The following is a 21,378-nucleotide window of genomic DNA, read 5'->3' as shown; positions in this document are numbered from 1 at the left end:
GTCCTCTCTTGTTTGTTAGCTTTACTTAGAGTAAAGCTCGACGATCAGCTGTTCGTTAATATCCGCAGACAAATCGCTACGTTCTGGAACGCGCTTGAAAGCACCTTCCATTTTCGCATTGTCGACTTCTACCCATGTAGGCTTTTCGCGTTGACCAGCCACTTCTAAAGCCGCTTTAATACGAGCTTGAGTACGTGACTTTTCACGGATGCTTACAACATCATTCGCAGACACTTTGAATGACGGAATGTTAACAACACGACCGTTAACCATAACAGATTTATGGCTTACTAGCTGACGTGATTCTGCACGAGTAGAACCGAAACCCATACGATAAACGACGTTATCTAGGCGGACTTCTAAAAGTTGCAAAAGGTTTTCACCAGTATTGCCTTTTAGACGTGCAGCTTCTTTGTAGTAGTTACGGAATTGCTTTTCTAGCACACCATAAATACGACGAACTTTTTGTTTCTCGCGTAACTGAATACCATACTCAGACAAACGTGGCTTACGTGCGCCATGTTGTCCAGGTGCAGTTTCTAGCTTACACTTCGAATCGATTGCTCTCACACCGCTTTTTAGGAAAAGGTCTGTACCTTCTCTGCGGCTGAGCTTGAGCTTGGGACCCAAGTATCTTGCCATGATCTTTCTCCAACTATCCTATATACGCAGTGTTATACACGACGCTTTTTAGGTGGACGACAGCCATTATGAGGGATAGGCGTCACATCGGTAATGTTGGTAATTTTATAACCAACAGCGTTCAGCGCACGAATGGCTGATTCACGACCTGGACCAGGACCCTTCACGAAAACTTCAAGGTTTTTAACACCGTAGTCTTGAGCAGCAATACCTGCACGCTCAGCAGCAACCTGCGCAGCGAATGGTGTTGATTTACGTGAACCACGGAAACCAGAACCACCTGAGGTAGCCCATGACAACGCATTACCTTGACGATCCGTAATGGTGACAATTGTGTTGTTGAAAGACGCATGGATATGAGCCATGCCATCTGCAACCTGTTTACGTACGCGCTTACGCGGAGAACGTGACGGAACTTTAGCCATTTTGGTTTACCTTCCCGTTACTTTCTTATTGGCTTACGTGGACCTTTACGCGTACGCGCATTGGTCTTAGTACGTTGCCCACGAAGGGGCAGGCTACGACGATGGCGGAGACCACGATAACAACCAAGATCCATAAGACGCTTGATGTTCATTGAAATCTCACGACGCAAGTCACCTTCTACAGTGTATTTGGCGACTTCTTCGCGTAGGATATCTATTTGAGCTTCGCTCAATTCCTTGATCTTAGCATCTTCAGCAATTGAAGTAGATGCGCAGATTGCTCTAGCGCGTGTACGTCCAATACCAAAAATAGCAGTCAACGCAATGACTGTATGCTTTTGATCAGGAATGTTAATGCCAGCGATACGGGCCACTATGCACTCCTTAAAGTTAAAGGCCATCTGCGAAAAGCCCGAAAGGATACTCGACAGACGACAGATTTGCAAACAATATTTTGGTCAGCCCATTATTGAGCTGACCAAACTTCTTTCTTAGCCTTGACGCTGTTTGTGTTTTGGTTCAACACATATAACGCGTACAACACCACTACGCTTGACGATCTTGCAATTACGGCAGATCTTCTTCACGGAAGCTCGAACTTTCATTTCATCACTCCGTAAAAGCAATCTTATTTTCCAAAGCGGTCTAAATTGGCTTTGTTAACAAGATTAGCTTTCTTCATCACAGACTCATATTGATGGGACATCATATGGGTCTGAACCTGAGCCATGAAGTCCATGATTACGACTACTATAATTAGTAGCGAAGTACCGCCAAAATAGAACTGTACTTTCCACGCAATTAACATGAACTCCGGAATTAAGCAGATAAAGGTAATATACAACGCACCCGCTAAGGTTAAACGTGTCATTACTTTATCAATGTAACGCGAAGTCTGTTCTCCGGGACGGATCCCAGGAATGAATGCACCACTCTTTTTCAAGTTATCTGCTGTTTCACGAGGGTTAAAAACCAACGCAGTATAGAAGAAACAGAAAAAGATGATTGCTGTCGCATACAATAATGAATACAGCGGTTGTCCTGGTGACACAGCTAAAGCGAAATCGCTTAACCATGACATAGACTCATTTTGTCCAAACCACTGAGCCAGTGTACCTGGAAACAAAATAATGCTGGAAGCAAAGATTGGTGGAATCACACCTGCCATATTTATTTTTAAAGGTAAATGTGTGCTTTGCGCTGCAAAAACCTTACGGCCTTGTTGACGTTTAGCGTAGTTAACGACGATACGACGTTGACCACGTTCCACAAATACCACTAAATAAGTTACAGCAAATACAATCACTGCGAGCAACAGTAGTACTAATACATTCATGTCACCTTGACGCGCCTGCTCAGCCGTTGAGCCGATGGCCGATGGTAGACCAGCAACAATACCTGCGAAAATTAAAATCGAGATACCATTACCAATACCACGTTCGGTAATTTGCTCACCTAGCCACATAAGGAACATTGTTCCTGTTACTAAGCTCACAACTGCAACAAAGTAGAAACCAAATCCGGGATTGGCCACAAGACCAGGCATCAGATTTGGTAAACCCGTTGCAATACCGACAGATTGCAGCGTACCCAACACGAGTGTGCCATATCTAGTATATTGACTGATTTTCTTACGTCCTGATTCGCCTTCCTTTTTCAATTCAGCGAGTGCAGGATGCACAACAGTCAATAACTGCATAATGATAGATGCCGAAATATACGGCATAATACCCAATGCGAAGATAGAAGCACGCTCTAAGGCACCACCCGAGAACATGTTAAACATGCCAAGGATGGTATCTTTTTGCTGAGCAAAAAGCTCTGCCAATACAGCTGCGTCAATACCAGGAATTGGCACGAACGAACCGGCTCTAAAGACGATAATCGCACCAATCACGAACAGAAGACGAGTTTTCAGTTCAGATAAACCGCCTTTCGCGCTTTTTAAATCAAGTCCTGGTTTTGCCATCGACGTATTATTCCTCGATCTTGCCACCGGCAGCTTCAATAGCTGCACGAGCACCTTTGGTTACCTTGAGACCTTTTACAGTCACTGGGCGGTCAATGGTACCTGAAAGAACGATTTTCGCAAACTGGATGTTGCGAGTAATAACGTTCGCATCTTTCAGTGCATTCAAATCGACAACATCACCGTTAACTTTTGCTAGTTCGAGTAAACGAACTTCAGCTGTTACCAAAGCGCGACGCGAAGTAAAGCCAAACTTAGGTAAACGAATCTTAAGTGGCATTTGACCACCTTCGAAACCGACGCGAACACCGCCGCCTGAACGAGACTTCTGACCTTTATGGCCACGTCCCGCTGTTTTACCTAAACCTGAACCGATACCACGGCCTACACGCTTAGGAGCAGATTTAGAACCTGCTGCTGGAGATAGAGTATTTAGACGCATTATCCTAATTCCTCCACCGAAACCATGTAGTACACCTTATTAATCATACCGCGAACTGAAGGTGTATCTTCAACTTCAACAGTGTGATTAATACGGCGTAGGCCTAAACCGGTTAAGGTTGCACGGTGTTTTGGTAAACGACCAATGCTGCTTTTAGTCTGTGTGACTTTTAAAGTTTTAGTAGCCATGGTGCATTACCCCCGAATCTCATCAACATTCAGGCCACGTTTTGCTGCGATTTGAGCTGGTGACTTCATGTGCACCAACGCATCGACAGTTGCGCGAACGATGTTGATCGGGTTAGTAGAACCGTATGCTTTTGACAGAACGTTATGAACGCCTGCTACTTCCAATACGGCACGCATTGCGCCACCGGCAATAATACCGGTACCCTGTGATGCTGGTTGCATATAAACTTTTGAACCAGTATGGCGACCTTTAACTGGATGATGCAAAGTACCTGCATTCAACTCCACTGTTACCATATTACGACGGGCTTTTTCCATTGCTTTTTGAATAGCAGCTGGAACTTCACGCGCTTTACCATAGCCATAGCCAATCTTACCGTTACCGTCACCCACTACTGTTAGTGCTGTGAAGCTAAAGATACGACCGCCCTTAACTACTTTAGAAACACGATTAACTGCAATCAATTTCTCTTGCAGATCGTCTTTTTGCTGAGCTTCTAATTTAGCCATTTTTATAACCCCTTAGAACTTCAGGCCAGCTTCACGAGCGGCATCTGCTAGTGCAGCTACACGACCATGATACTTGAAACCAGAACGGTCGAACGCAACTGTTGCTACGCCCTTCTCGATCGCACGCTCAGCAACAATTTTACCTACTGCTTTAGCCGCATCAACGTTACCGGTACTCTTTAGTAGCTCTTTAACCGCTTTTTCAACGGTTGAAGCAACTGCCAACACCTGAGCTTCAGGATTGATCACCTGAGCATAAATGTGACGCGGTGTACGATGTACAACCAGACGATTCACGCCCAGCTCTTGGATCTTCTTACGTGCACGTAACGCGCGACGTAAGCGAGATGTTTTCTTATCCATATCGCGTTACCTACTTCTTCTTAGCCTCTTTACGGCGTACTATTTCGTCATCATAACGAACACCTTTGCCTTTATAAGGCTCTGGTGGACGATATCCGCGAATTTCAGCAGCAACCTGACCAACAACTTGTTTATCAACGCCCGAAAGCACGATTTCAGTTTGGCTAGGACACTCTGCAGTAACGCCTGCGGGCAGTTTGTGTACTAATGGATGTGAGAAGCCTAATGTTAAATCTAAGTCACTACCAGCAATCTTTGCACGGTAACCTACACCAACTAATTTAAGTTTTTTCACAAAACCTTGAGATACACCAACAACCATGTTGTTTACTAGTGCACGTGCAGTACCAGCCTGTGCCCAAGCGTTAGAAACGCCATCGACAGGAAGAAACTTTACTTGTGCATCTTCGATAACAACATTTACCGCATTGTTGATTACTCGAGTCAGACTTCCTTTACTGCCTTTAACAGTTAAGGTCTGTTCGTTTAAAGTCACCTCTACGCCAGCAGGAACAGTGACTGGTGCTTTTGCAACACGAGACATTTCTAGCTCCTTACGCTACGTAGCAGATAACCTCGCCACCCGTGCCATTTTGGCGGGCGGCGCGATCAGTCATCAAGCCTTGAGAAGTGGACACAATTGCGATACCCAGACCGCCCATCACCTTTGGTAACTCGTCTTTACCTTTGTAAATACGAAGACCAGGGCGACTTACACGCTGGATAGTCTCAACGACTGGTTTGCCTTGAAAGTACTTTAACGTAATTTCTAATTCAGGCTTAGCTTCATCTGCTACGGCGTATTCAGTAATGAAACCTTCATCTTTAAGTAATTTCGCAATTGCTACTTTTAACTTAGCTGAAGGCATCTTAACAGATACGTGGTTAGCAGCTTGGCCGTTACGAATACGGGTTAACATATCCGCAATAGGATCTTGCATGCTCATATTAGCTTACTCCGTGACAAGTGCTTACCAGCTGGCCTTACGCAGACCAGGAACTTCACCACGCATGGTTGCTTCACGTAATTTAATACGGCTTAAGCCGAATTTACGTAGAAAACCATGTGGGCGACCAGTTTGATTACAGCGGTTGCGTTGACGCGCAGCGCTAGAATCACGTGGTAGAGCTTGTAACTTAAGTACGGCATCCCAGCGATCTTCTTCAGAAGTTGCAGGGCTGCTGATTATAGCCTTAAGTGCTAAACGCTTTTCAGCATATTTAGCTACGAGCTGCGCACGTTTTGCTTCACGTGCTTTCATAGATGTTTTTGCCATTATGCTACCCTTATTTCTTGAATGGGAAGTTAAAAGCGTCTAACAAAGCACGACCTTCTTCATCATTCTTCGCAGTAGTAGTGATAACAATATCCATACCACGAATTTTATCGATTTTATCATAATCGATTTCTGGGAAGATGATCTGCTCACGCACGCCCATTGCGTAATTACCACGGCCGTCAAACGCTTTAGCGCTTAAGCCTCGGAAATCACGAATACGTGGTATTGCAATGTCAACTAAACGCTCTAAAAATTCCCACATACGCTCACCGCGTAGGGTAACTTTACAGCCAATAGGGTAGCCTTCACGGATTTTAAAACCAGCAACTGATTTACGAGCAACAGTTACAATTGGCTTCTGGCCAGCGATTGCAGTCATGTCACGGAGCGCATGCTCCATAACTTTCTTATCTGCAACAGCTTCGCCCACACCCATGTTTAGGGTGATTTTTTCAATCCGAGGGACTTGCATGACACTGCTGTAGCCGAACTTTTTAGCTAGTTCAGCAACTACAGTCTCTTGATATTTATCATGCAGTTTCGCCATCGTTTACTCCAAATTACTTAACGAGTTCGCTGTTCGATTTAAAGAAACGGACTTTTTTGCCGTCTTCAAATCGGAAACCAACACGATCTGCCTTGCCTGTGGCTTGGTTAAAGATCGCAACGTTTGATGCTTGCATCGGTGCTTCTTTCTCGATAACGCCGCCAGTCACACCCAATTGAGGGTTAGGTTTCTGGTGCTTTTTAACAAGATTAAAGCCTTCAACAATTAACTTACCAGTAGGTAGAACTTGAGAAACCTTACCGCGGCTACCCTTGTCTTTACCTGCTAATATAATTACTTCGTCTTCACGACGGATTTTAGCTGCCATTTGAAGCTCCTTACAGTACTTCTGGTGCCAGCGAGACAATTTTCATGAATTTATCATTACGCAATTCACGTGTCACTGGGCCAAAGATACGAGTACCAATCGGTGCAAGGTTTGCGTTAAGCAATACCGCTGCATTCCGATCGAAGCGAATGACAGAACCGTCTGGACGACGTACGCCTTTCTTAGTACGGACTACCACCGCGTTATATACATCACCTTTCTTCGCTTTAGCGCGAGGAATCGCTTCTTTAACAGAAACTTTGATAATGTCGCCGATACCGGCATAACGACGATGAGAGCCACCCAAGACCTTAATACACTGAACTCTGCGTGCGCCGCTGTTACATGCGACGTCTAGAGTCGATTGCATTTGGATCATTTCAAGTGCTCCGCTATCGTTACTACACAATCCCACTATGGGAGTATATTTGAACCAAATTCAAGTAATAATTTACTCAAAATTGGCGCGCAAGTATAACACACATTTTTGGAATGCATAGCAAAAAAAACAAACGGCCCCAAATACTGGGGCCGTTTACGTTAACCTAATCGAGATTAGGCTTTTGTTACTACTTCAGCTAGTGTCCAAGACTTAGTCTTAGATAGAGGACGACACTGGCTAATAGCCACGAAATCCCCTTCATTACACTGATTAGTTTCGTCATGTGCATGGATCTTAGTTGTACGCTTAATGTACTTCCCATAAATAGGATGTTTCACTTGGCGCTCAATAGCAACAGTAATAGACTTATCCATTTTGTTGCTAATTACTTTACCTTGCAAAGTACGGGCTTTATCAGACATTACACACCTGCCTTAGAAGTAATAATGGTCTTAACACGTGCAATGTTACGACGCACTAGTTTCAACTGATTCGTTTGAGTCAACTGACCAGTAGCGTGTTGCATACGCAGGTTAAACTGCTCACGCAGCAGACCAAGTAATTCAGCGTTAAGTTCTTCAACGCTCTTTTCTCTTAGTTCGCTCGCTTTCATTACATCACCGTCTTAGTTACGAAGGTAGTCTTCAGAGGAAGTTTGGCAGAAGCCAAAGCGAAGGCTTCACGAGCCAACGACTCAGGAACACCATCCATCTCGTAAAGAACCTTACCAGGTTGAATCTGACATACCCAGTATTCAACGTTACCTTTACCTTTACCCATACGCACTTCAAGAGGCTTAGAGGTAATTGGCTTGTCAGGGAAAACTCGAATCCAAATTTGTCCTTGACGTTTAACATGACGTGTCATGGCACGACGTGCAGATTCAATTTGACGTGCAGTTAAACGGCCACGGCCGACTGCTTTCAAACCGAAAGTACCAAAGCTAACTTCAGTACCGTTCGCTAGACCACGGTTGCGGCCCTTGAACATCTTGCGAAACTTCATACGTTTAGGTTGCAGCATAAAAGTTTCTCCTATTTACCACGAGGCTTACGCTTAGGTTGCTGCTTAGGCTCTTCAATAGCAGGTACTAAACCGTCTAGAACTTCGCCTTTGAAGATCCAAACTTTAATACCAATCACACCGTATTGAGTGTGACTTTCTGCGGTTGAATAGTCGATATCAGCACGCAAAGTATGCAAAGGTACACGACCTTCACGATACCATTCTGCACGCGCAATTTCAGCGCCGCCTAAACGGCCGCTCACTTGAACTTTGATACCTTGAGCACCAATGCGCATTGCGTTTTGTACTGCGCGCTTCATAGCACGACGGAACATAACACGACGCTCTAACTGCTGAGCAATAGAGTCAGCAACGAGCTTAGCGTCTAATTCAGGCTTACGGATCTCAGCGATGTTGATTTGAGCAGTAGTACCAGTGATTTTAGACACATAGGCACGTAATACTTCAACGTCTTCACCTTTCTTACCAATCACAATACCTGGACGGGCAGTGTGAATAGTAACGCGGATGCTTTTCGCTGGGCGTTCAATAACAATCTTAGATACTGATGCGGCTTTTAACTTTTCAGTTAAATATTGACGCACTTCCCAGTCGCTGTTCAGATTATTTGCATAGTCTGACTTATCTGCGTACCAGGTAGAGATCCAAGGCTTAGTGATACCCAGACGGATACCATTAGGATGTACTTTCTGTCCCATTGCTCTCTTCTCCTAGCGATCTGCTACAACCACAGTGATGTGACTGGTACGCTTCATGATACGATCAGCGCGGCCTTTAGCACGTGGCATGATACGCTTCATTGTTGGGCCTTCATCTACGAAGACGGCTCCAACTTTAAGCTCATCAATGTCAGCACCTTCGTTGTGTTCGGCGTTTGCGATAGCTGAGTCAAGTACTTTTTTTACTAGTACGGCGGCTTTCTTGGGGCTGAATGTCAAAATCTCGAGTGCCTTAGAAACAGGCAATCCGCGAATTTGATCAGCAACTAGACGGGCCTTCTGCGCAGACGTACGAGCAAAACGATGTTTAGCTAAAACTTCCATCTTATTCCTCCCGTATTAACGCTTCTTCGCTTTCTTATCTGCAGCATGGCCGCGATAAGTGCGAGTTGGTGAAAATTCACCAAGCTTGTGGCCGATCATTTCGTCAGTTACGAACACAGGTACGTGCTGACGACCATTATGGACAGCGATGGTCAACCCAATCATATTAGGGATGATCATTGAGCGACGAGACCAAGTCTTAATTGGCTTTTTGTCTCCCGCTTCCATCGCTTTCTCTACCTTCTTCAGCAAGTGCAGGTCAATGAAGGGACCTTTCTTGAGAGAACGTGGCATGGCGAATCCTCTTACTATTTATTACGACGACGTACGATGTACTTATCAGTGCGCTTGTTGCTACGAGTTTTATAACCCTTAGTCGGCACACCCCATGGACTCACTGGATGACGTCCACCAGAAGTACGGCCTTCACCACCACCATGTGGATGGTCTACTGGGTTCATTGCAACACCTCGAACTGTAGGGCGTACGCCTCTCCAGCGCTTAGCACCTGCTTTGCCTAACTGGCGTAGCATGTGCTCGGCATTACCAACTTCACCAAATGTCGCGCGGCAATCTACTGGAACTTTACGCATTTCGCCAGAGCGAAGACGTAGAGTTGCATAAGCACCATCACGAGCAACAACTTGTACATAAGCACCAGCTGAACGTGCGATTTGAGCGCCTTTACCAGGCTTCATTTCGACAGCGTGTACAACACTACCTACTGGAATGTTGCGTAACGGTCTAGCGTTACCAGTCTTGATTTCTGCATCCAAGCCAGATTGGATTGGGTCGCCAGCTTTCATGCCTTTTGCAGCAAGAATATAACGACGCTCACCATCTGCATACAGTACTAGCGCGATGTGCGCTGTACGGTTTGGATCGTATTCAAGACGTTCAACTTTCGCAGGGATACCATCTTTGTTGCGTTTAAAGTCAACAATACGATAGTGCTGCTTATGTCCACCACCTACGTGGCGTACAGTGATACGGCCAGTATTATTACGGCCACCACTTTTAGTTTTTTTCGCCAACAGGCCAGCAAAAGGTTTACCCTTATGCAGGTCCGTATTCACCACTTTAACTACGTGGCGACGACCTGGAGAGGTTGGCTTACACTTAATAACTGCCATGATAATTCTCCTTTGCTTATTCAGCGCCGCCGACGAAATCGATTTCAGCACCAGCAGCTAAAGTAACATAAGCTTTTTTCCAATCGATACGACGACCTACACGGCCACCGGTACGCTTGGTTTTGCCTTTATTAACTAAAGTGCGAACAGAATCAACTTCAACTTCAAATAGCTTCGCTACTGCAGCTTTAATCTCTGCTTTAGTTGCATCGATGGCTACGCGGAAAACTACAGTGTTGTTTTTCTCAGCAAGCACAGTACTCTTTTCAGAGATATGTGGACCAAGAATAACTTTTAGCAAACGTTCTTCGCGGATCATGCTAGCATCTCCTCGATTTGCTTCACTGCATCAGCAGTAACAAGAACAGTGTTGAACGCAATTAGACTAACTGGGTCAAGACCCGCTACGTCACGCACGTCAACTTTGTATAAGTTGCGAGCTGCTAAGAATAAATTCTCATCAACTTCAGCTGTAACAATTAGAACATCTTCTAAGTTCATTGCTTTTAATTTAGCTTTCAGCTCTTTAGTTTTAGGAGCTTCAACACCAAACGATTCAACAACAACTAGACGCTCTTGACGTACCAATTCAGAGAATATGCTCTTTAGAGCACCACGGTACATCTTCTTGTTAACTTTTTGGCTGTGATCTTGTGTTTTAGCAGCGAATGTTACGCCACCGCCACGCCAGATTGGGCCTTTAACACTACCGGCACGAGCGCGGCCTGTGCCTTTCTGGCGCCAAGGCTTTTTGCCTGAGCCAGTTACTTCCGCACGAGTCTTTTGAGCACGAGTGCCCTGACGCGCGTTTGCAGCATATGCTACAACTACCTGATGAACCAATGCCTCGTTAAAGTCACGGCCGAAGGTAGTTTCGGAAACTTCAAGAGCGCTCTGGGCGTCTTTCAATACCAATTCCATTACTATCTCCTCAGACCTTAAGCTTTAACTGCTGGCTTGATAATCAAGTCACCATTGGTAGCGCCTGGAACTGCGCCGCGTACTAACAACAAGTTACGCTCTGCATCAACACGTACTACGTGTAGATTTTGAGTTGTTACTTGCTCAGCACCCATATGGCCTGACATTTTCTTGCCTTTGAATACACGACCAGGCGTTTGGTTCTGACCGATAGAACCATTCGAACGGTGTGCCAAAGAGTTACCATGTGTCATATCTTGAGTACGGAAGTTCCAACGCTTAACGCCGCCTTGGAAACCTTTACCCTTTGATTGACCAGTAACATCTACTTTCACTGTCTCAGCGAAAATATCAACATTAATTTCAGCACCAACTTCAATGCCTTCGCCTTCACCATCTGCTAAACGCATTTCCCACAAACCACGACCAGCTTCTACGCCGCCCTTGGCAAAGTGACCTGCTTCTGCTTTAGTGATGCGATTGGCTTTTTTGGTACCAGTAGTCACTTGAAGTGCACGATAACCGTCTGTTTCTAAAGTTTTCACTTGAGTAACGCGGTTGCCTGCAATCTCGATTACTGTTACAGGGATTGACGTACCATCTTCAGTGAAGATGCGAGTCATACCCACTTTACGACCAATAAGACCGATAGCCATCTCTCAAACCTCTTCTAAGGATCTCAATTAACCTAAGCTAATCTGAACGTCGACACCAGCCGCAAGATCTAAACGCATTAATGCGTCTACAGTCTTTTCTGTTGGCTCTACGATGTCAACTAAACGCTTGTGGGTACGAATTTCGTACTGATCACGAGCATCTTTATTAACGTGCGGAGAGATCAAAACGGTATAACGCTCTTTGCGAGTAGGTAGTGGAATTGGACCACGAACCTGCGCGCCTGTACGCTTAGCAGTTTCAACGATTTCCGCTGTAGACTGATCAATTAAACGATGATCAAAGCCTTTCAAGCGGATACGGATTCTTTGGTTCTGCATTGACCAGAGCTCCTAAAATGGACATATAAAAAATCACCCTCTAGCTTCTTCCTAATGGAAAAGCAGAGCGAGATGATTTAACCGTTCGACTCCCAATCGGAGTCGCTGTGAAAATGAGTAACCTACTTGGTTAAACATTATAATTTACGCTGCACTAGTCAGCGAGTGGGCAATTATACAGATCTTCTTTCTAAGATCAAGCCCATTGTGTAAATAGTCTTCTAAAAGTCTTCTTACAATCAACTGCCGCGCATTTTACACATTTTATGTGTTAATGCTACTAATGATTGCTACTTTTTGGAAATAAAAAAGGAAGCCTAAGCTTCCTTTTTCAGTGTTCACTAAACTCGCTATTACGCGATAATTTTAGCTACAACACCTGCACCAACTGTACGGCCACCTTCACGGATAGCGAAACGTAAACCGTCGTCCATCGCGATTGGGTAAATCAGAGTAACGACCATCTTGATGTTATCACCAGGCATAACCATTTCTACGCCTTCTGGTAACTCAATTGTGCCTGTTACGTCTGTTGTACGGAAGAAGAACTGTGGACGGTAGCCTTTGAAGAATGGAGTATGACGTCCGCCTTCTTCTTTTGACAACACGTAAACTTCTGATTCGAAAGTTGTGTGTGGGTTAATTGAACCAGGCTTAGCTAGTACTTGACCACGTTCTACGTCATCACGCTTAGTACCACGTAATAACACACCACAGTTTTCGCCAGCACGACCTTCGTCAAGTAGCTTGCGGAACATTTCTACACCAGTACACGTTGTTTTAGTTGTTGGACGAACACCAACAATTTCAACTTCGTCTGATACGCGAACGATACCACGTTCAACACGACCTGTTACCACTGTACCACGACCTGAGATCGAGAATACGTCTTCGATTGGTAGTAGGAATGGCTTATCGATGTCACGAGCTGGTTCTGGAATATAAGTATCTAGGGCTTCTGCAAGCTCAAGAATTTTTGCTTCCCACTCTGGCTGGCCTTCTAGTGCCTTAAGAGCTGAACCTTGAATTACTGGTAAATCATCACCTGGGAAGTCGTATTCTGAAAGAAGCTCACGCACTTCCATTTCTACTAATTCTAGTAATTCTTCGTCATCTACCATGTCACATTTGTTCATGAATACGATGATGAAAGGTACGCCTACTTGACGTGAAAGCAGGATGTGCTCACGAGTCTGTGGCATTGGGCCGTCTGTAGCAGCAACTACTAAGATTGCGCCGTCCATCTGTGCAGCACCGGTAATCATGTTTTTAACATAATCCGCGTGACCTGGACAATCTACGTGTGCGTAGTGACGAATTGGTGTGTCATATTCGATGTGAGAAGTATTAATTGTAATACCGCGCTCACGCTCTTCTGGAGCGTTATCGATTTGAGCGAAGTTTTTAACTTCACCACCATAAGTTTTAGACAAAACGGCAGAGATTGCTGCTGTTAAAGTTGTTTTACCATGGTCAACGTGACCAATGGTGCCCACGTTTACGTGAGGCTTAATACGTTCAAATTTAGCTTTTGCCACGATATATTCCTTTCTTTTCAGAAGTGCTCGATTAATTCGAGCAATATAACATTGATGCCGTAACCAATATTAGTTACGAGATTCTATAATCGCTTTTGCAATGTTTTGCGGTGCATCTGCGTACTTCAAAAACTCCATAGAGTATGAGGCACGACCCTGAGATGCAGAGCGCAAATCAGTCGCATAACCAAACATTTCAGATAGAGGCACTACTGCATGGACAAGTTTAACACCTGCGATGCCATCGTCCATACCTTCAATTATGCCACGACGGCGGTTTAAATCACCCACAACATCGCCCATATAATCTTCAGGTGTAGTTACTTCTACTTTCATACAAGGTTCGAGCAACACAGGGGTCGCTTCTAGCGCACCCTTTTTGAAGCCCATAGAACCTGCAATTTTGAACGCCATTTCGTTCGAGTCCACATCATGATATGAACCATCAAACAAACTGACTCTCACATCAAGTACAGGATAGCCGGCTAATACGCCATTCTTCATCTGTTCTTGAATACCTTTGTCAACGGCAGGAATGAATTCACGAGGAACTACACCACCTACAATCTCGTTAACAAATTCGTAGCCCGCACCCTCTTCGAGTGGTTCAATTCTTAACCAAACATGACCAAATTGGCCACGTCCGCCAGATTGACGTACGAATTTACCTTCCACTTCTACTTTAGAACGAATTGTTTCACGGTAAGCAACCTGAGGTTTACCTACGTTACACTCTACACCAAATTCGCGACGCATACGGTCAACGATAATGTCTAGATGCAATTCGCCCATACCAGATATTAGTGTTTGTGCCGACTCTTCATCAGTCTCAACTTTGAATGATGGATCTTCTGCTGCTAATTTTTGCAGCGCAATTCCCATTTTATCTTGGTCTGCTTTTGAACGTGGCTCAACGGCTATGGTAATTACGGGTTCAGGGAAATCCATGCGCTCAAGAATCACTCTGTGATTATTATCGCAAAGAGTATCACCGGTTGTTACATCTTTAAGACCGATAGCAGCTGCAATATCGCCAGCACGTACTTCTTTCAGTTCTGTTCGGTCATTTGCGTGCATTTGCACAATTCGACCTACTCGTTCACGTTTCTGCTTAACAGAATTATAAACACCAGCACCTGATTCAAGTACACCTGAATACACGCGGATAAAGGTCAGTGTACCAACAAATGGATCAGTCGCAATTTTAAATGCTAAAGCCGCAAAAGGGGCATTGTCATCTGGTGGGCGTTTTACTTCATTTTCGCTTTCATCGATACCTGTAATTGCAGGAACATCAATAGGCGCGGGTAAGAAGTCAACTACCGCATCGAGTACCGCTTGCACACCTTTGTTCTTAAATGCAGAACCGCAAGTGGCTAACACGATCTCATTGTTAATTGTGCGCTGACGCAACGCTGTTTTGATCTCGACTTCTGACAACTCACCTTCTTCAAGGTATTTGTTCATCAGTTCATCTGAGGCTTCAGCTGCTGCTTCCACGAGATACTCATGCATTTCTGCAGCTTTTGCCGCTAGATTTGCAGGAATGTCTTCATAAGTGAAGGTCATACCCTGATCTGTTTCAGACCAGTTAATGGCTTTCATCTTAATTAAATCAATAACACCCTTGAAGTTTTCTTCTGTACCAATGTTCAATTGAATCGGCACACAAGTCGCGCCAAGGCGGTTACGAATTTGATTTATTACACGGTCAAAATCTGCACCTGCACGGTCCATCTTATTAACAAACACCAAACGCGGAACGTGGTATTTGTCAGCTTGACGCCATACTGTTTCAGATTGTGGTTCAACGCCTGACGAGCCGCAAAATACTACTACAGCGCCATCGAGTACGCGTAATGAACGCTCGACTTCAATAGTGAAGTCTACGTGACCTGGGGTATCGATGATATTAATTCGGTGTTCAGCGAATTGAGCATCCATTCCGCGCCAAAATGTGGTTACAGCAGCTGAGGTGATAGTAATACCACGCTCTTGCTCTTGTACCATCCAATCTGTCGTGGCGGCGCCGTCATGCACCTCACCGATTTTATGAGACATACCGGTATAGAACAGAACACGTTCTGTTGTGGTAGTTTTACCTGCATCCACATGAGCTACAATACCGATATTACGATAACGCTCAATTGGGGTTGTACGAGCCACTATTTATACCCTCTCAGCTAAAGCTTTTGGCTTTAGCAATATCAACAATATGGAGCGGAACGAAGTCCGCTCCATCATATTACCAACGGTAATGGGCAAAGGCTTTGTTAGCTTCAGCCATGCGATGCACGTCTTCACGCTTCTTAACCGCAGTACCTTTGTTTTCAGACGCATCTAGCATTTCACCTGCTAGACGTAGAGCCATAGATTTTTCACCACGCTTGCGAGCAGCTTCAACTAACCAGCGCATCGCTAGTGCGTTACGACGCACTGGACGAACTTCACATGGTACTTGATAAGTAGAACCACCAACACGACGAGATTTAACTTCGACTGATGGGCGAACGTTATCAAGGGCTGCTTCAAGGATACTTAAATGATTTTCGCTTTTCTTTTCAGCGACAACATCTAGTGCCTTGTAGATAATTTTTTCTGCAGTCGACTTTTTGCCGTCCTGCATAATGACGTTGATGAACTTAGCCAACAACTCACTGTGAAACTTTGGATCTGGTAGGATTTTACGTTGTCCTACAACGCGACGTCTTGGCATATTAATTCTCCGTATGCTTCAGGTATTTCCAAAACTGGAATGTCAAATAAATACTAGCTTGGCCTTACTTAAACGGGATACGTTAAGACTTAGGACGCTTAGCACCGTACTTAGAACGGCCTTGGCGACGTGAAGTCACGCCAGCACAGTCTAATGCGCCACGAACAGTGTGGTAACGCACACCGGGTAAGTCTTTAACACGACCACCACGGATTAGGATTACACTGTGCTCTTGCAAGTTATGGCCTTCACCACCGATATACGAAGTTACTTCGAAACCGTTAGTTAGACGCACACGAGCTACTTTACGTAGTGCAGAGTTAGGTTTTTTAGGTGTTGTAGTGTACACACGAGTACAAACACCACGTTTTTGTGGACACGCATTCAACGCAGGCACATTAGTCTTTTCGACTTTTGGCGAGCGTGGCTTACGTACCAACTGGTTAACAGTTGCCATGTATAGCTCCGAAAGTTGATTTAAGCTCAACAATTAGGTGTGAAAAATCTATATCCCACAATGGTGGGACGCGGAATTTTAGAAAGGTAATGGCTGCCTGTCAAGAAATAGACAACTTTTCGTGCAAATTCCAATAAAAAAGGCGCCATTGGCGCCTTTTTTTAACAAAATACTAACTTAATCTTGGCTACCGGCCAGATTTAGTAGATCTGCTAGGTTCTTTTCAGCTTCGCTTGCGGTTACTGTAGTAGTTTCCACTTTGCCACGAGAGCTTAATACTTTAGCACGTTCTTCGTTACGGGTTTTGTGATAAGCATAACCTGTACCTGCTGGGATCAAACGACCTACGATTACGTTTTCTTTCAAACCACGTAGTGGATCGCTCTTACCGCCAACGGCCGCTTCAGTTAACACACGAGTGGTTTCCTGGAACGATGCAGCAGAGATGAATGATTCAGTTGCCAAAGAAGCTTTGGTAATACCGAGTAATTCACGTTCAAACGTTGCAGGTGTTTTACCTTGAGCGATTAGCTCACGGTTAGCAATCTTCACGCGTGATACTTCTGCTTGCTCACCTTCTAAGAACTCAGTGTCGCCTGTTGAAGTGATTAGACACTTACGTAACATTTGACGAATGATAACTTCGATGTGCTTATCGTTGATCTTAACGCCCTGTAGACGGTAAACGTCCTGTACTTCGTTCACAATGTAGTTTGCTACGTTGTGGATACCACGAAGACGCAAGATGTCATGAGCCGCTTCTGGACCGTCTGCAATAACTTCACCACGTTCGACTTTTTCACCTTCGAACACGTTCAAGTTACGCCACTTAGGGATCATCTCTTCATAATGTTCACTACCATCTGCAGGAGTGATCACTAGACGACGTTTACCCTTAGTTTCCTTACCGAACGAGATCGTTCCAGATATTTCTGCAAGAATTGCAGGCTCTTTTGGTTTACGCGCTTCGAATAGGTCAGCAACACGTGGTAGACCACCGGTGATGTCGCGAGTTTTAGACGATTCTTGTGGAATACGTGCTAATGGGTCACCAACGTTGATTTTCGCGTTATCATCTTTCGATACAATCGCGTTACCCGGTAAGAAGTATTGAGCTGGTACTTCAGTACCAGGGATCATTAAGTCATTACCATCGGCATCAACTAAGCGAATTGCTGGACGCAATTCTTTACCGGCTGAAGTACGCGCACCAACATCGAGCACAACGACAGAAGATAGACCCGTTAACTCATCTGTTTGACGCGTCATAGTGACACCATCAATCATGTCAACGAACTTCACACTACCTGCAACTTCAGAAATAATTGGGTGAGTATGTGGATCCCAGTTAGCGATGATTTCGCCAGCTGCAACTTCACTCTCTTCCAACTTCTCTAAAACTGTACCGTAAGGCACTTTATAACGCTCTTTCTCACGACCTAGCTCATCGATGATGGCTAACTCAGAAGAACGCGATACGATAACGAGCTTACCGTCGATGTTAGAGACATGCTTAGCATTGTGTAACTTCAGAGAACCGGCGTTCTTAACTTGAACGTTGTTTTCTGCAGAAGCTCGAGATGCCGCACCACCAATGTGGAAGGTACGCATGGTTAACTGTGTACCAGGCTCACCGATAGACTGTGCTGCAACAACACCAATAGCTTCACCGTGGTTAATAATATGACCACGCGCCAAGTCACGACCATAACACGCTGCACACACACCGAAGTCTGTGTCACAGGTAATTACAGAACGTACAATCACTTCATCAATACTGTGTTCTTCTAACGTATTACACCATGCTTCATCAAGAAGTGTGTTGCGTGGAGCAAGCACTTCATCAGTACCAGGCTTCATTACGTCAAGAGCAACCACACGACCTAGAACACGTTCACGCAATGGCTCAACAACATCACCACCTTCAATAAGCGGTTTCATTGTAAGACCATGCTCAACACCACAGTCATCTTCGATAACCACTAAGTCTTGTGCAACGTCTACTAAACGACGGGTTAAGTAACCCGAGTTAGCTGTCTTCAATGCTGTATCGGCAAGACCTTTACGCGCACCGTGAGTAGAAATAAAGTACTGAAGTACGTTTAGACCTTCACGGAAGTTAGCCGTAATTGGGGTTTCGATGATTGAGCCATCTGGCTTAGCCATCAAACCACGCATACCCGCTAACTGACGGATCTGTGCAGCACTACCACGAGCGCCCGAGTCAGCCATCATATAGATGCTGTTAAACGAAGCTTGTTGCTCAGGTACGCCATCACGGTTAATCACTGTCTCAGTTGACAGGTTTTCCATCATCGCTTTTGAAACTTTTTCGTTCGCGCTTGCCCAGATATCGATGACTTTGTTGTAACGCTCACCGGCAGTAACAAGACCTGACTGGAACTGCTCTTGAATTTCAAGTACTTCAGCTTCAGCGTCTGCTACTAAGGTGTATTTCTCGTCTGGAATAACCATGTCATCGATACCAACAGAGGCACCAGAAATGGTTGCAAAACGGAAACCTGTATACATCAATTGGTCAGCAAAGATAACGGTATCTTTAAGACCTAGTTGACGATAACAAGTGTTCAACAGCTTAGAAATCTGTTTCTTACCCATGTTTTGGTTAACCAAATCATACGATAAGCCTTCAGGCAAAATTAATGATAAAAGAGCACGACCCACAGTCGTATCAATGATACGAGTTGCTTTCGTTCTTTCGCCATCTTCTGCGATGTTCGTTTCAGTAATACGCACTTTAACGCGAGCATGTAGTTCAGCAACACCAGTAGCGTAAGCTTTTTCTACTTCTGACACATCAGCGAATGCCATACCTTCACCGCGACCGTTAATACATTCACGGCTGGTGTAGTACAAGCCTAATACAACGTCCTGAGACGGAGTAATTACTGGCTCACCGTTAGCTGGTGACAAAATGTTGTTGGTAGACATCATTAGCGCACGAGCTTCTAACTGAGCTTCAAGCGTTAATGGTACGTGAACCGCCATTTGGTCACCGTCGAAGTCGGCGTTGTATGCCGCACAAACTAACGGATGCAATTGAATTGCTTTACCTTCAATCAGTACAGGTTCAAATGCTTGAATACCCAGTCTGTGAAGTGTTGGTGCACGGTTAAGCATTACTGGATGTTCACGAATTACTTCGTCTAACACATCCCATACTTCAGCCTGTTCGCGTTCAACCATTTTCTTAGCAGCTTTAATAGTAGTCGCTAAACCACGCGCTTCTAATTTACCGTAAATGAATGGTTTGAATAGCTCAAGCGCCATCTTCTTAGGAAGACCACACTGATGCAGACGTAAAGTAGGACCTACGGTAATTACCGAACGGCCTGAATAGTCAACACGCTTACCAAGTAAGTTCTGACGGAAACGACCTTGCTTACCCTTGATCATATCAGCAAGAGATTTAAGCGGACGCTTGTTAGAACCGGTAATAGCACGACCGCGACGACCGTTGTCTAATAGCGCATCAACTGACTCTTGTAACATACGTTTTTCGTTACGTACGATAATGTCAGGCGCAGCTAAATCTAACAGACGCTTTAAGCGGTTGTTACGGTTAATCACACGACGATAAAGATCGTTAAGATCAGATGTCGCGAAACGACCACCATCTAACGGCACTAATGGACGTAGATCAGGTGGAAGAACCGGTAATACTTTTAAGATCATCCACTCTGGCTTGTTGCCAGATGTGAAGAATGCTTCCATCAGCTTAAGGCGCTTAGTGACCTTCTTGCGACGGGTTTCAGAGTTAATTGAAGGCAACTCTTCACGCATTTGCTCGATCTGTTCAGCTAAGTTGATAGCACGTAGCAATTCAAGAACTGCTTCAGCACCCATCTTAGCTTCAAACTCGTCACCGTATTCTTCTAACGCATCAAGATACGTTTCTTCGGTTAGCATTTGGCCGCGTTCAAGCGTGGTCATGCCAGGCTCGATCACAACAAATGATTCGAAATACAGTACGCGTTCAATATCACGTAACGTCATATCTAGCATTAAGCCGATACGTGACGGAAGTGATTTTAAGAACCAAATGTGGGCAACTGGGCTAGCCAGATCAATGTGACCCATGCGCTCACGACGCACTTTAGTCTGGGTAACTTCTACGCCACACTTTTCACAAATAACACCACGATGCTTCAAACGCTTGTATTTACCACACAAACATTCGTAATCTTTAACTGGACCAAAGATACGCGCACAGAACAAACCTTCACGTTCAGGCTTGAATGTACGGTAGTTAATGGTTTCTGGCTTCTTTACTTCACCAAAAGACCAAGAACGGATTAGGTCTGGCGAGGCCAAACCAATTTTTATACCGTTAAATTCTTCAGTCTTACTTTGCTGTTTAAGAAACTTTAATAAGTCTTTCACGTTTCTCTCCTGAAGGAGTTAAACCAGGTGCTTTGCTGCTGCAAAGCACCCTTGGTTACCAAACATTGC

Annotated in this window: 31 protein-coding genes; all 31 read right to left on the bottom strand. The window is 44.8% G+C overall.

All coding sequences use genetic code 11. The annotated features are described in order from the left end of the window. Positions 1–21 precede the first annotated feature (21 nt). Positions 22–642, bottom strand: a complete 621-nt coding sequence (gene rpsD, locus AAEY97_RS19425; RefSeq protein WP_011635662.1) for a 30S ribosomal protein S4 — start codon at positions 640–642, stop codon at positions 22–24. A gap of 32 nt (positions 643–674) precedes the next feature. Next, positions 675–1,067: a 30S ribosomal protein S11 gene (rpsK, locus tag AAEY97_RS19420; protein ID WP_011635661.1), complete on the bottom strand. Its 393-nt coding sequence runs from the start codon at positions 1,065–1,067 to the stop codon at positions 675–677. A gap of 17 nt (positions 1,068–1,084) precedes the next feature. Continuing rightward, a complete protein-coding gene (rpsM, locus tag AAEY97_RS19415; RefSeq protein ID WP_011635660.1) occupies positions 1,085–1,441 on the bottom strand; it encodes a 30S ribosomal protein S13 in 357 nt (118 codons plus the stop codon). Positions 1,442–1,558: 117 nt separating this feature from the next. Continuing rightward, entirely contained in the window at positions 1,559–1,672 is a 114-nt protein-coding gene (gene rpmJ / locus AAEY97_RS19410) for a 50S ribosomal protein L36 (RefSeq protein WP_006083579.1), read from the bottom strand. A gap of 23 nt (positions 1,673–1,695) precedes the next feature. Beyond that, on the bottom strand, positions 1,696–3,036 hold the full coding sequence (gene secY / locus AAEY97_RS19405) for a preprotein translocase subunit SecY (protein ID WP_101084805.1): 1,341 nt from the start codon (positions 3,034–3,036) through the stop codon (positions 1,696–1,698). Positions 3,037–3,043: 7 nt separating this feature from the next. Beyond that, positions 3,044–3,478 carry a 50S ribosomal protein L15 gene (gene rplO / locus AAEY97_RS19400; protein WP_011635657.1) on the bottom strand — a complete coding sequence of 145 codons (435 nt, stop codon included), beginning with the start codon at positions 3,476–3,478 and terminating at the stop codon, positions 3,044–3,046. Next, positions 3,478–3,666, bottom strand: coding sequence for a 50S ribosomal protein L30 (rpmD, locus tag AAEY97_RS19395; RefSeq protein WP_011635656.1), 189 nt, complete (start codon positions 3,664–3,666; stop codon positions 3,478–3,480). The genes rplO and rpmD overlap by 1 nt, the downstream gene beginning before the upstream one ends. 6 nt (positions 3,667–3,672) lie before the next feature. Then, positions 3,673–4,176, bottom strand: a complete 504-nt coding sequence (gene rpsE, locus AAEY97_RS19390) for a 30S ribosomal protein S5 (RefSeq protein ID WP_011494651.1) — start codon at positions 4,174–4,176, stop codon at positions 3,673–3,675. A 12-nt stretch (positions 4,177–4,188) separates the two neighbouring features. Beyond that, positions 4,189–4,539, bottom strand: coding sequence for a 50S ribosomal protein L18 (gene rplR / locus AAEY97_RS19385; protein ID WP_011635655.1), 351 nt, complete (start codon positions 4,537–4,539; stop codon positions 4,189–4,191). Positions 4,540–4,549: 10 nt separating this feature from the next. Further along, positions 4,550–5,083 (bottom strand): 50S ribosomal protein L6, encoded by a 534-nt coding sequence (rplF, locus tag AAEY97_RS19380; RefSeq protein WP_011635654.1) that lies wholly within the window; start codon positions 5,081–5,083, stop codon positions 4,550–4,552. Positions 5,084–5,093: 10 nt separating this feature from the next. Further along, positions 5,094–5,486, bottom strand: a complete 393-nt coding sequence (gene rpsH, locus AAEY97_RS19375) for a 30S ribosomal protein S8 (RefSeq protein ID WP_011635653.1) — start codon at positions 5,484–5,486, stop codon at positions 5,094–5,096. Positions 5,487–5,510: 24 nt separating this feature from the next. Further along, entirely contained in the window at positions 5,511–5,816 is a 306-nt protein-coding gene (rpsN, locus tag AAEY97_RS19370; RefSeq protein WP_011635652.1) for a 30S ribosomal protein S14, read from the bottom strand. Positions 5,817–5,826: 10 nt separating this feature from the next. Beyond that, positions 5,827–6,366, bottom strand: coding sequence for a 50S ribosomal protein L5 (rplE, locus tag AAEY97_RS19365; RefSeq protein ID WP_011635651.1), 540 nt, complete (start codon positions 6,364–6,366; stop codon positions 5,827–5,829). A gap of 13 nt (positions 6,367–6,379) precedes the next feature. Further along, positions 6,380–6,694 carry a 50S ribosomal protein L24 gene (gene rplX / locus AAEY97_RS19360; protein WP_101084804.1) on the bottom strand — a complete coding sequence of 105 codons (315 nt, stop codon included), beginning with the start codon at positions 6,692–6,694 and terminating at the stop codon, positions 6,380–6,382. A 10-nt stretch (positions 6,695–6,704) separates the two neighbouring features. Beyond that, a complete protein-coding gene (rplN, locus tag AAEY97_RS19355; RefSeq protein WP_011635649.1) occupies positions 6,705–7,073 on the bottom strand; it encodes a 50S ribosomal protein L14 in 369 nt (122 codons plus the stop codon). A 176-nt stretch (positions 7,074–7,249) separates the two neighbouring features. Beyond that, the gene (rpsQ, locus tag AAEY97_RS19350; RefSeq protein ID WP_011635648.1) at positions 7,250–7,498 is read right to left on the bottom strand and encodes a 30S ribosomal protein S17; all 249 of its coding nucleotides are present in this window, start codon (positions 7,496–7,498) and stop codon (positions 7,250–7,252) included. Beyond that, positions 7,498–7,689: a 50S ribosomal protein L29 gene (gene rpmC / locus AAEY97_RS19345; protein WP_011635647.1), complete on the bottom strand. Its 192-nt coding sequence runs from the start codon at positions 7,687–7,689 to the stop codon at positions 7,498–7,500. Before rpmC ends, rpsQ begins: the two co-directional genes overlap by 1 nt. Continuing rightward, complete coding sequence (rplP, locus tag AAEY97_RS19340; RefSeq protein ID WP_011635646.1) at positions 7,689–8,099, bottom strand: 50S ribosomal protein L16; 411 nt, start codon at positions 8,097–8,099, stop codon at positions 7,689–7,691. The genes rpmC and rplP overlap by 1 nt, the downstream gene beginning before the upstream one ends. 11 nt (positions 8,100–8,110) lie before the next feature. Continuing rightward, positions 8,111–8,800 carry a 30S ribosomal protein S3 gene (rpsC, locus tag AAEY97_RS19335; protein WP_011635645.1) on the bottom strand — a complete coding sequence of 230 codons (690 nt, stop codon included), beginning with the start codon at positions 8,798–8,800 and terminating at the stop codon, positions 8,111–8,113. A 12-nt stretch (positions 8,801–8,812) separates the two neighbouring features. After that, positions 8,813–9,145 carry a 50S ribosomal protein L22 gene (rplV, locus tag AAEY97_RS19330; protein WP_011635644.1) on the bottom strand — a complete coding sequence of 111 codons (333 nt, stop codon included), beginning with the start codon at positions 9,143–9,145 and terminating at the stop codon, positions 8,813–8,815. 15 nt (positions 9,146–9,160) lie between these two features. Then, positions 9,161–9,439: a 30S ribosomal protein S19 gene (gene rpsS, locus AAEY97_RS19325; protein WP_006083596.1), complete on the bottom strand. Its 279-nt coding sequence runs from the start codon at positions 9,437–9,439 to the stop codon at positions 9,161–9,163. Positions 9,440–9,453: 14 nt separating this feature from the next. Then, positions 9,454–10,278 carry a 50S ribosomal protein L2 gene (gene rplB / locus AAEY97_RS19320; RefSeq protein ID WP_011635643.1) on the bottom strand — a complete coding sequence of 275 codons (825 nt, stop codon included), beginning with the start codon at positions 10,276–10,278 and terminating at the stop codon, positions 9,454–9,456. 16 nt (positions 10,279–10,294) lie between these two features. Then, positions 10,295–10,597 (bottom strand): 50S ribosomal protein L23, encoded by a 303-nt coding sequence (gene rplW / locus AAEY97_RS19315; protein ID WP_011635642.1) that lies wholly within the window; start codon positions 10,595–10,597, stop codon positions 10,295–10,297. Continuing rightward, positions 10,594–11,199: a 50S ribosomal protein L4 gene (gene rplD, locus AAEY97_RS19310; RefSeq protein ID WP_011635641.1), complete on the bottom strand. Its 606-nt coding sequence runs from the start codon at positions 11,197–11,199 to the stop codon at positions 10,594–10,596. The genes rplW and rplD overlap by 4 nt, the downstream gene beginning before the upstream one ends. A 17-nt stretch (positions 11,200–11,216) precedes the next feature. After that, entirely contained in the window at positions 11,217–11,855 is a 639-nt protein-coding gene (gene rplC / locus AAEY97_RS19305; protein WP_101033710.1) for a 50S ribosomal protein L3, read from the bottom strand. 27 nt (positions 11,856–11,882) lie between these two features. Beyond that, positions 11,883–12,194, bottom strand: a complete 312-nt coding sequence (gene rpsJ / locus AAEY97_RS19300; protein WP_011635639.1) for a 30S ribosomal protein S10 — start codon at positions 12,192–12,194, stop codon at positions 11,883–11,885. A 353-nt stretch (positions 12,195–12,547) separates the two neighbouring features. Further along, positions 12,548–13,732 (bottom strand): elongation factor Tu, encoded by a 1,185-nt coding sequence (gene tuf, locus AAEY97_RS19295; protein WP_011635638.1) that lies wholly within the window; start codon positions 13,730–13,732, stop codon positions 12,548–12,550. Positions 13,733–13,801: 69 nt separating this feature from the next. Further along, entirely contained in the window at positions 13,802–15,898 is a 2,097-nt protein-coding gene (gene fusA, locus AAEY97_RS19290) for an elongation factor G (protein WP_351000903.1), read from the bottom strand. Between the two features lie 79 nt (positions 15,899–15,977). Further along, a complete protein-coding gene (rpsG, locus tag AAEY97_RS19285) occupies positions 15,978–16,448 on the bottom strand; it encodes a 30S ribosomal protein S7 (protein WP_011635636.1) in 471 nt (156 codons plus the stop codon). 82 nt (positions 16,449–16,530) lie between these two features. Then, positions 16,531–16,905 (bottom strand): 30S ribosomal protein S12, encoded by a 375-nt coding sequence (rpsL, locus tag AAEY97_RS19280; protein WP_059746616.1) that lies wholly within the window; start codon positions 16,903–16,905, stop codon positions 16,531–16,533. 177 nt (positions 16,906–17,082) lie between these two features. Beyond that, positions 17,083–21,309 carry a DNA-directed RNA polymerase subunit beta' gene (gene rpoC / locus AAEY97_RS19275; protein WP_101084802.1) on the bottom strand — a complete coding sequence of 1,409 codons (4,227 nt, stop codon included), beginning with the start codon at positions 21,307–21,309 and terminating at the stop codon, positions 17,083–17,085. Positions 21,310–21,378 lie beyond the last annotated feature (69 nt).

Origin of the sequence: Shewanella sp. TB7-MNA-CIBAN-0143, from assembly GCF_040310065.1 — a bacterium.
Taxonomy (GTDB): Bacteria; Pseudomonadota; Gammaproteobacteria; order Enterobacterales; family Shewanellaceae; genus Shewanella.
This window is presented reverse-complemented; position numbering and strand designations above follow the sequence as displayed.

Bases quoted from the DNA above. Each gene is read 5' to 3' on its own strand.
- rpsD (WP_011635662.1), bottom strand. From the start codon at position 642: ATGGCAAGATACTTGGGTCCCAAGCTCAAGCTCAGCCGCAGAGAAGGT.
- rpsK (WP_011635661.1), bottom strand. From the start codon at position 1,067: ATGGCTAAAGTTCCGTCACGTTCTCCGCGTAAGCGCGTACGTAAACAG.
- rpmJ (WP_006083579.1), bottom strand. From the start codon at position 1,672: ATGAAAGTTCGAGCTTCCGTGAAGAAGATCTGCCGTAATTGCAAGATC.
- secY (WP_101084805.1), bottom strand. From the start codon at position 3,036: ATGGCAAAACCAGGACTTGATTTAAAAAGCGCGAAAGGCGGTTTATCT.
- rplO (WP_011635657.1), bottom strand. From the start codon at position 3,478: ATGCGTCTAAATACTCTATCTCCAGCAGCAGGTTCTAAATCTGCTCCT.
- rpmD (WP_011635656.1), bottom strand. From the start codon at position 3,666: ATGGCTACTAAAACTTTAAAAGTCACACAGACTAAAAGCAGCATTGGT.
- rpsE (WP_011494651.1), bottom strand. From the start codon at position 4,176: ATGGCTAAATTAGAAGCTCAGCAAAAAGACGATCTGCAAGAGAAATTG.
- rplR (WP_011635655.1), bottom strand. From the start codon at position 4,539: ATGGATAAGAAAACATCTCGCTTACGTCGCGCGTTACGTGCACGTAAG.
- rplF (WP_011635654.1), bottom strand. From the start codon at position 5,083: ATGTCTCGTGTTGCAAAAGCACCAGTCACTGTTCCTGCTGGCGTAGAG.
- rpsH (WP_011635653.1), bottom strand. From the start codon at position 5,486: ATGAGCATGCAAGATCCTATTGCGGATATGTTAACCCGTATTCGTAAC.
- rpsN (WP_011635652.1), bottom strand. From the start codon at position 5,816: ATGGCAAAAACATCTATGAAAGCACGTGAAGCAAAACGTGCGCAGCTC.
- rplE (WP_011635651.1), bottom strand. From the start codon at position 6,366: ATGGCGAAACTGCATGATAAATATCAAGAGACTGTAGTTGCTGAACTA.
- rplX (WP_101084804.1), bottom strand. From the start codon at position 6,694: ATGGCAGCTAAAATCCGTCGTGAAGACGAAGTAATTATATTAGCAGGT.
- rplN (WP_011635649.1), bottom strand. From the start codon at position 7,073: ATGATCCAAATGCAATCGACTCTAGACGTCGCATGTAACAGCGGCGCA.
- rpsQ (WP_011635648.1), bottom strand. From the start codon at position 7,498: ATGTCTGATAAAGCCCGTACTTTGCAAGGTAAAGTAATTAGCAACAAA.
- rpmC (WP_011635647.1), bottom strand. From the start codon at position 7,689: ATGAAAGCGAGCGAACTAAGAGAAAAGAGCGTTGAAGAACTTAACGCT.
- rplP (WP_011635646.1), bottom strand. From the start codon at position 8,099: ATGCTGCAACCTAAACGTATGAAGTTTCGCAAGATGTTCAAGGGCCGC.
- rpsC (WP_011635645.1), bottom strand. From the start codon at position 8,800: ATGGGACAGAAAGTACATCCTAATGGTATCCGTCTGGGTATCACTAAG.
- rplV (WP_011635644.1), bottom strand. From the start codon at position 9,145: ATGGAAGTTTTAGCTAAACATCGTTTTGCTCGTACGTCTGCGCAGAAG.
- rpsS (WP_006083596.1), bottom strand. From the start codon at position 9,439: ATGCCACGTTCTCTCAAGAAAGGTCCCTTCATTGACCTGCACTTGCTG.
- rplB (WP_011635643.1), bottom strand. From the start codon at position 10,278: ATGGCAGTTATTAAGTGTAAGCCAACCTCTCCAGGTCGTCGCCACGTA.
- rplW (WP_011635642.1), bottom strand. From the start codon at position 10,597: ATGATCCGCGAAGAACGTTTGCTAAAAGTTATTCTTGGTCCACATATC.
- rplD (WP_011635641.1), bottom strand. From the start codon at position 11,199: ATGGAATTGGTATTGAAAGACGCCCAGAGCGCTCTTGAAGTTTCCGAA.
- rplC (WP_101033710.1), bottom strand. From the start codon at position 11,855: ATGGCTATCGGTCTTATTGGTCGTAAAGTGGGTATGACTCGCATCTTC.
- rpsJ (WP_011635639.1), bottom strand. From the start codon at position 12,194: ATGCAGAACCAAAGAATCCGTATCCGCTTGAAAGGCTTTGATCATCGT.
- rpsG (WP_011635636.1), bottom strand. From the start codon at position 16,448: ATGCCAAGACGTCGCGTTGTAGGACAACGTAAAATCCTACCAGATCCA.
- rpsL (WP_059746616.1), bottom strand. From the start codon at position 16,905: ATGGCAACTGTTAACCAGTTGGTACGTAAGCCACGCTCGCCAAAAGTC.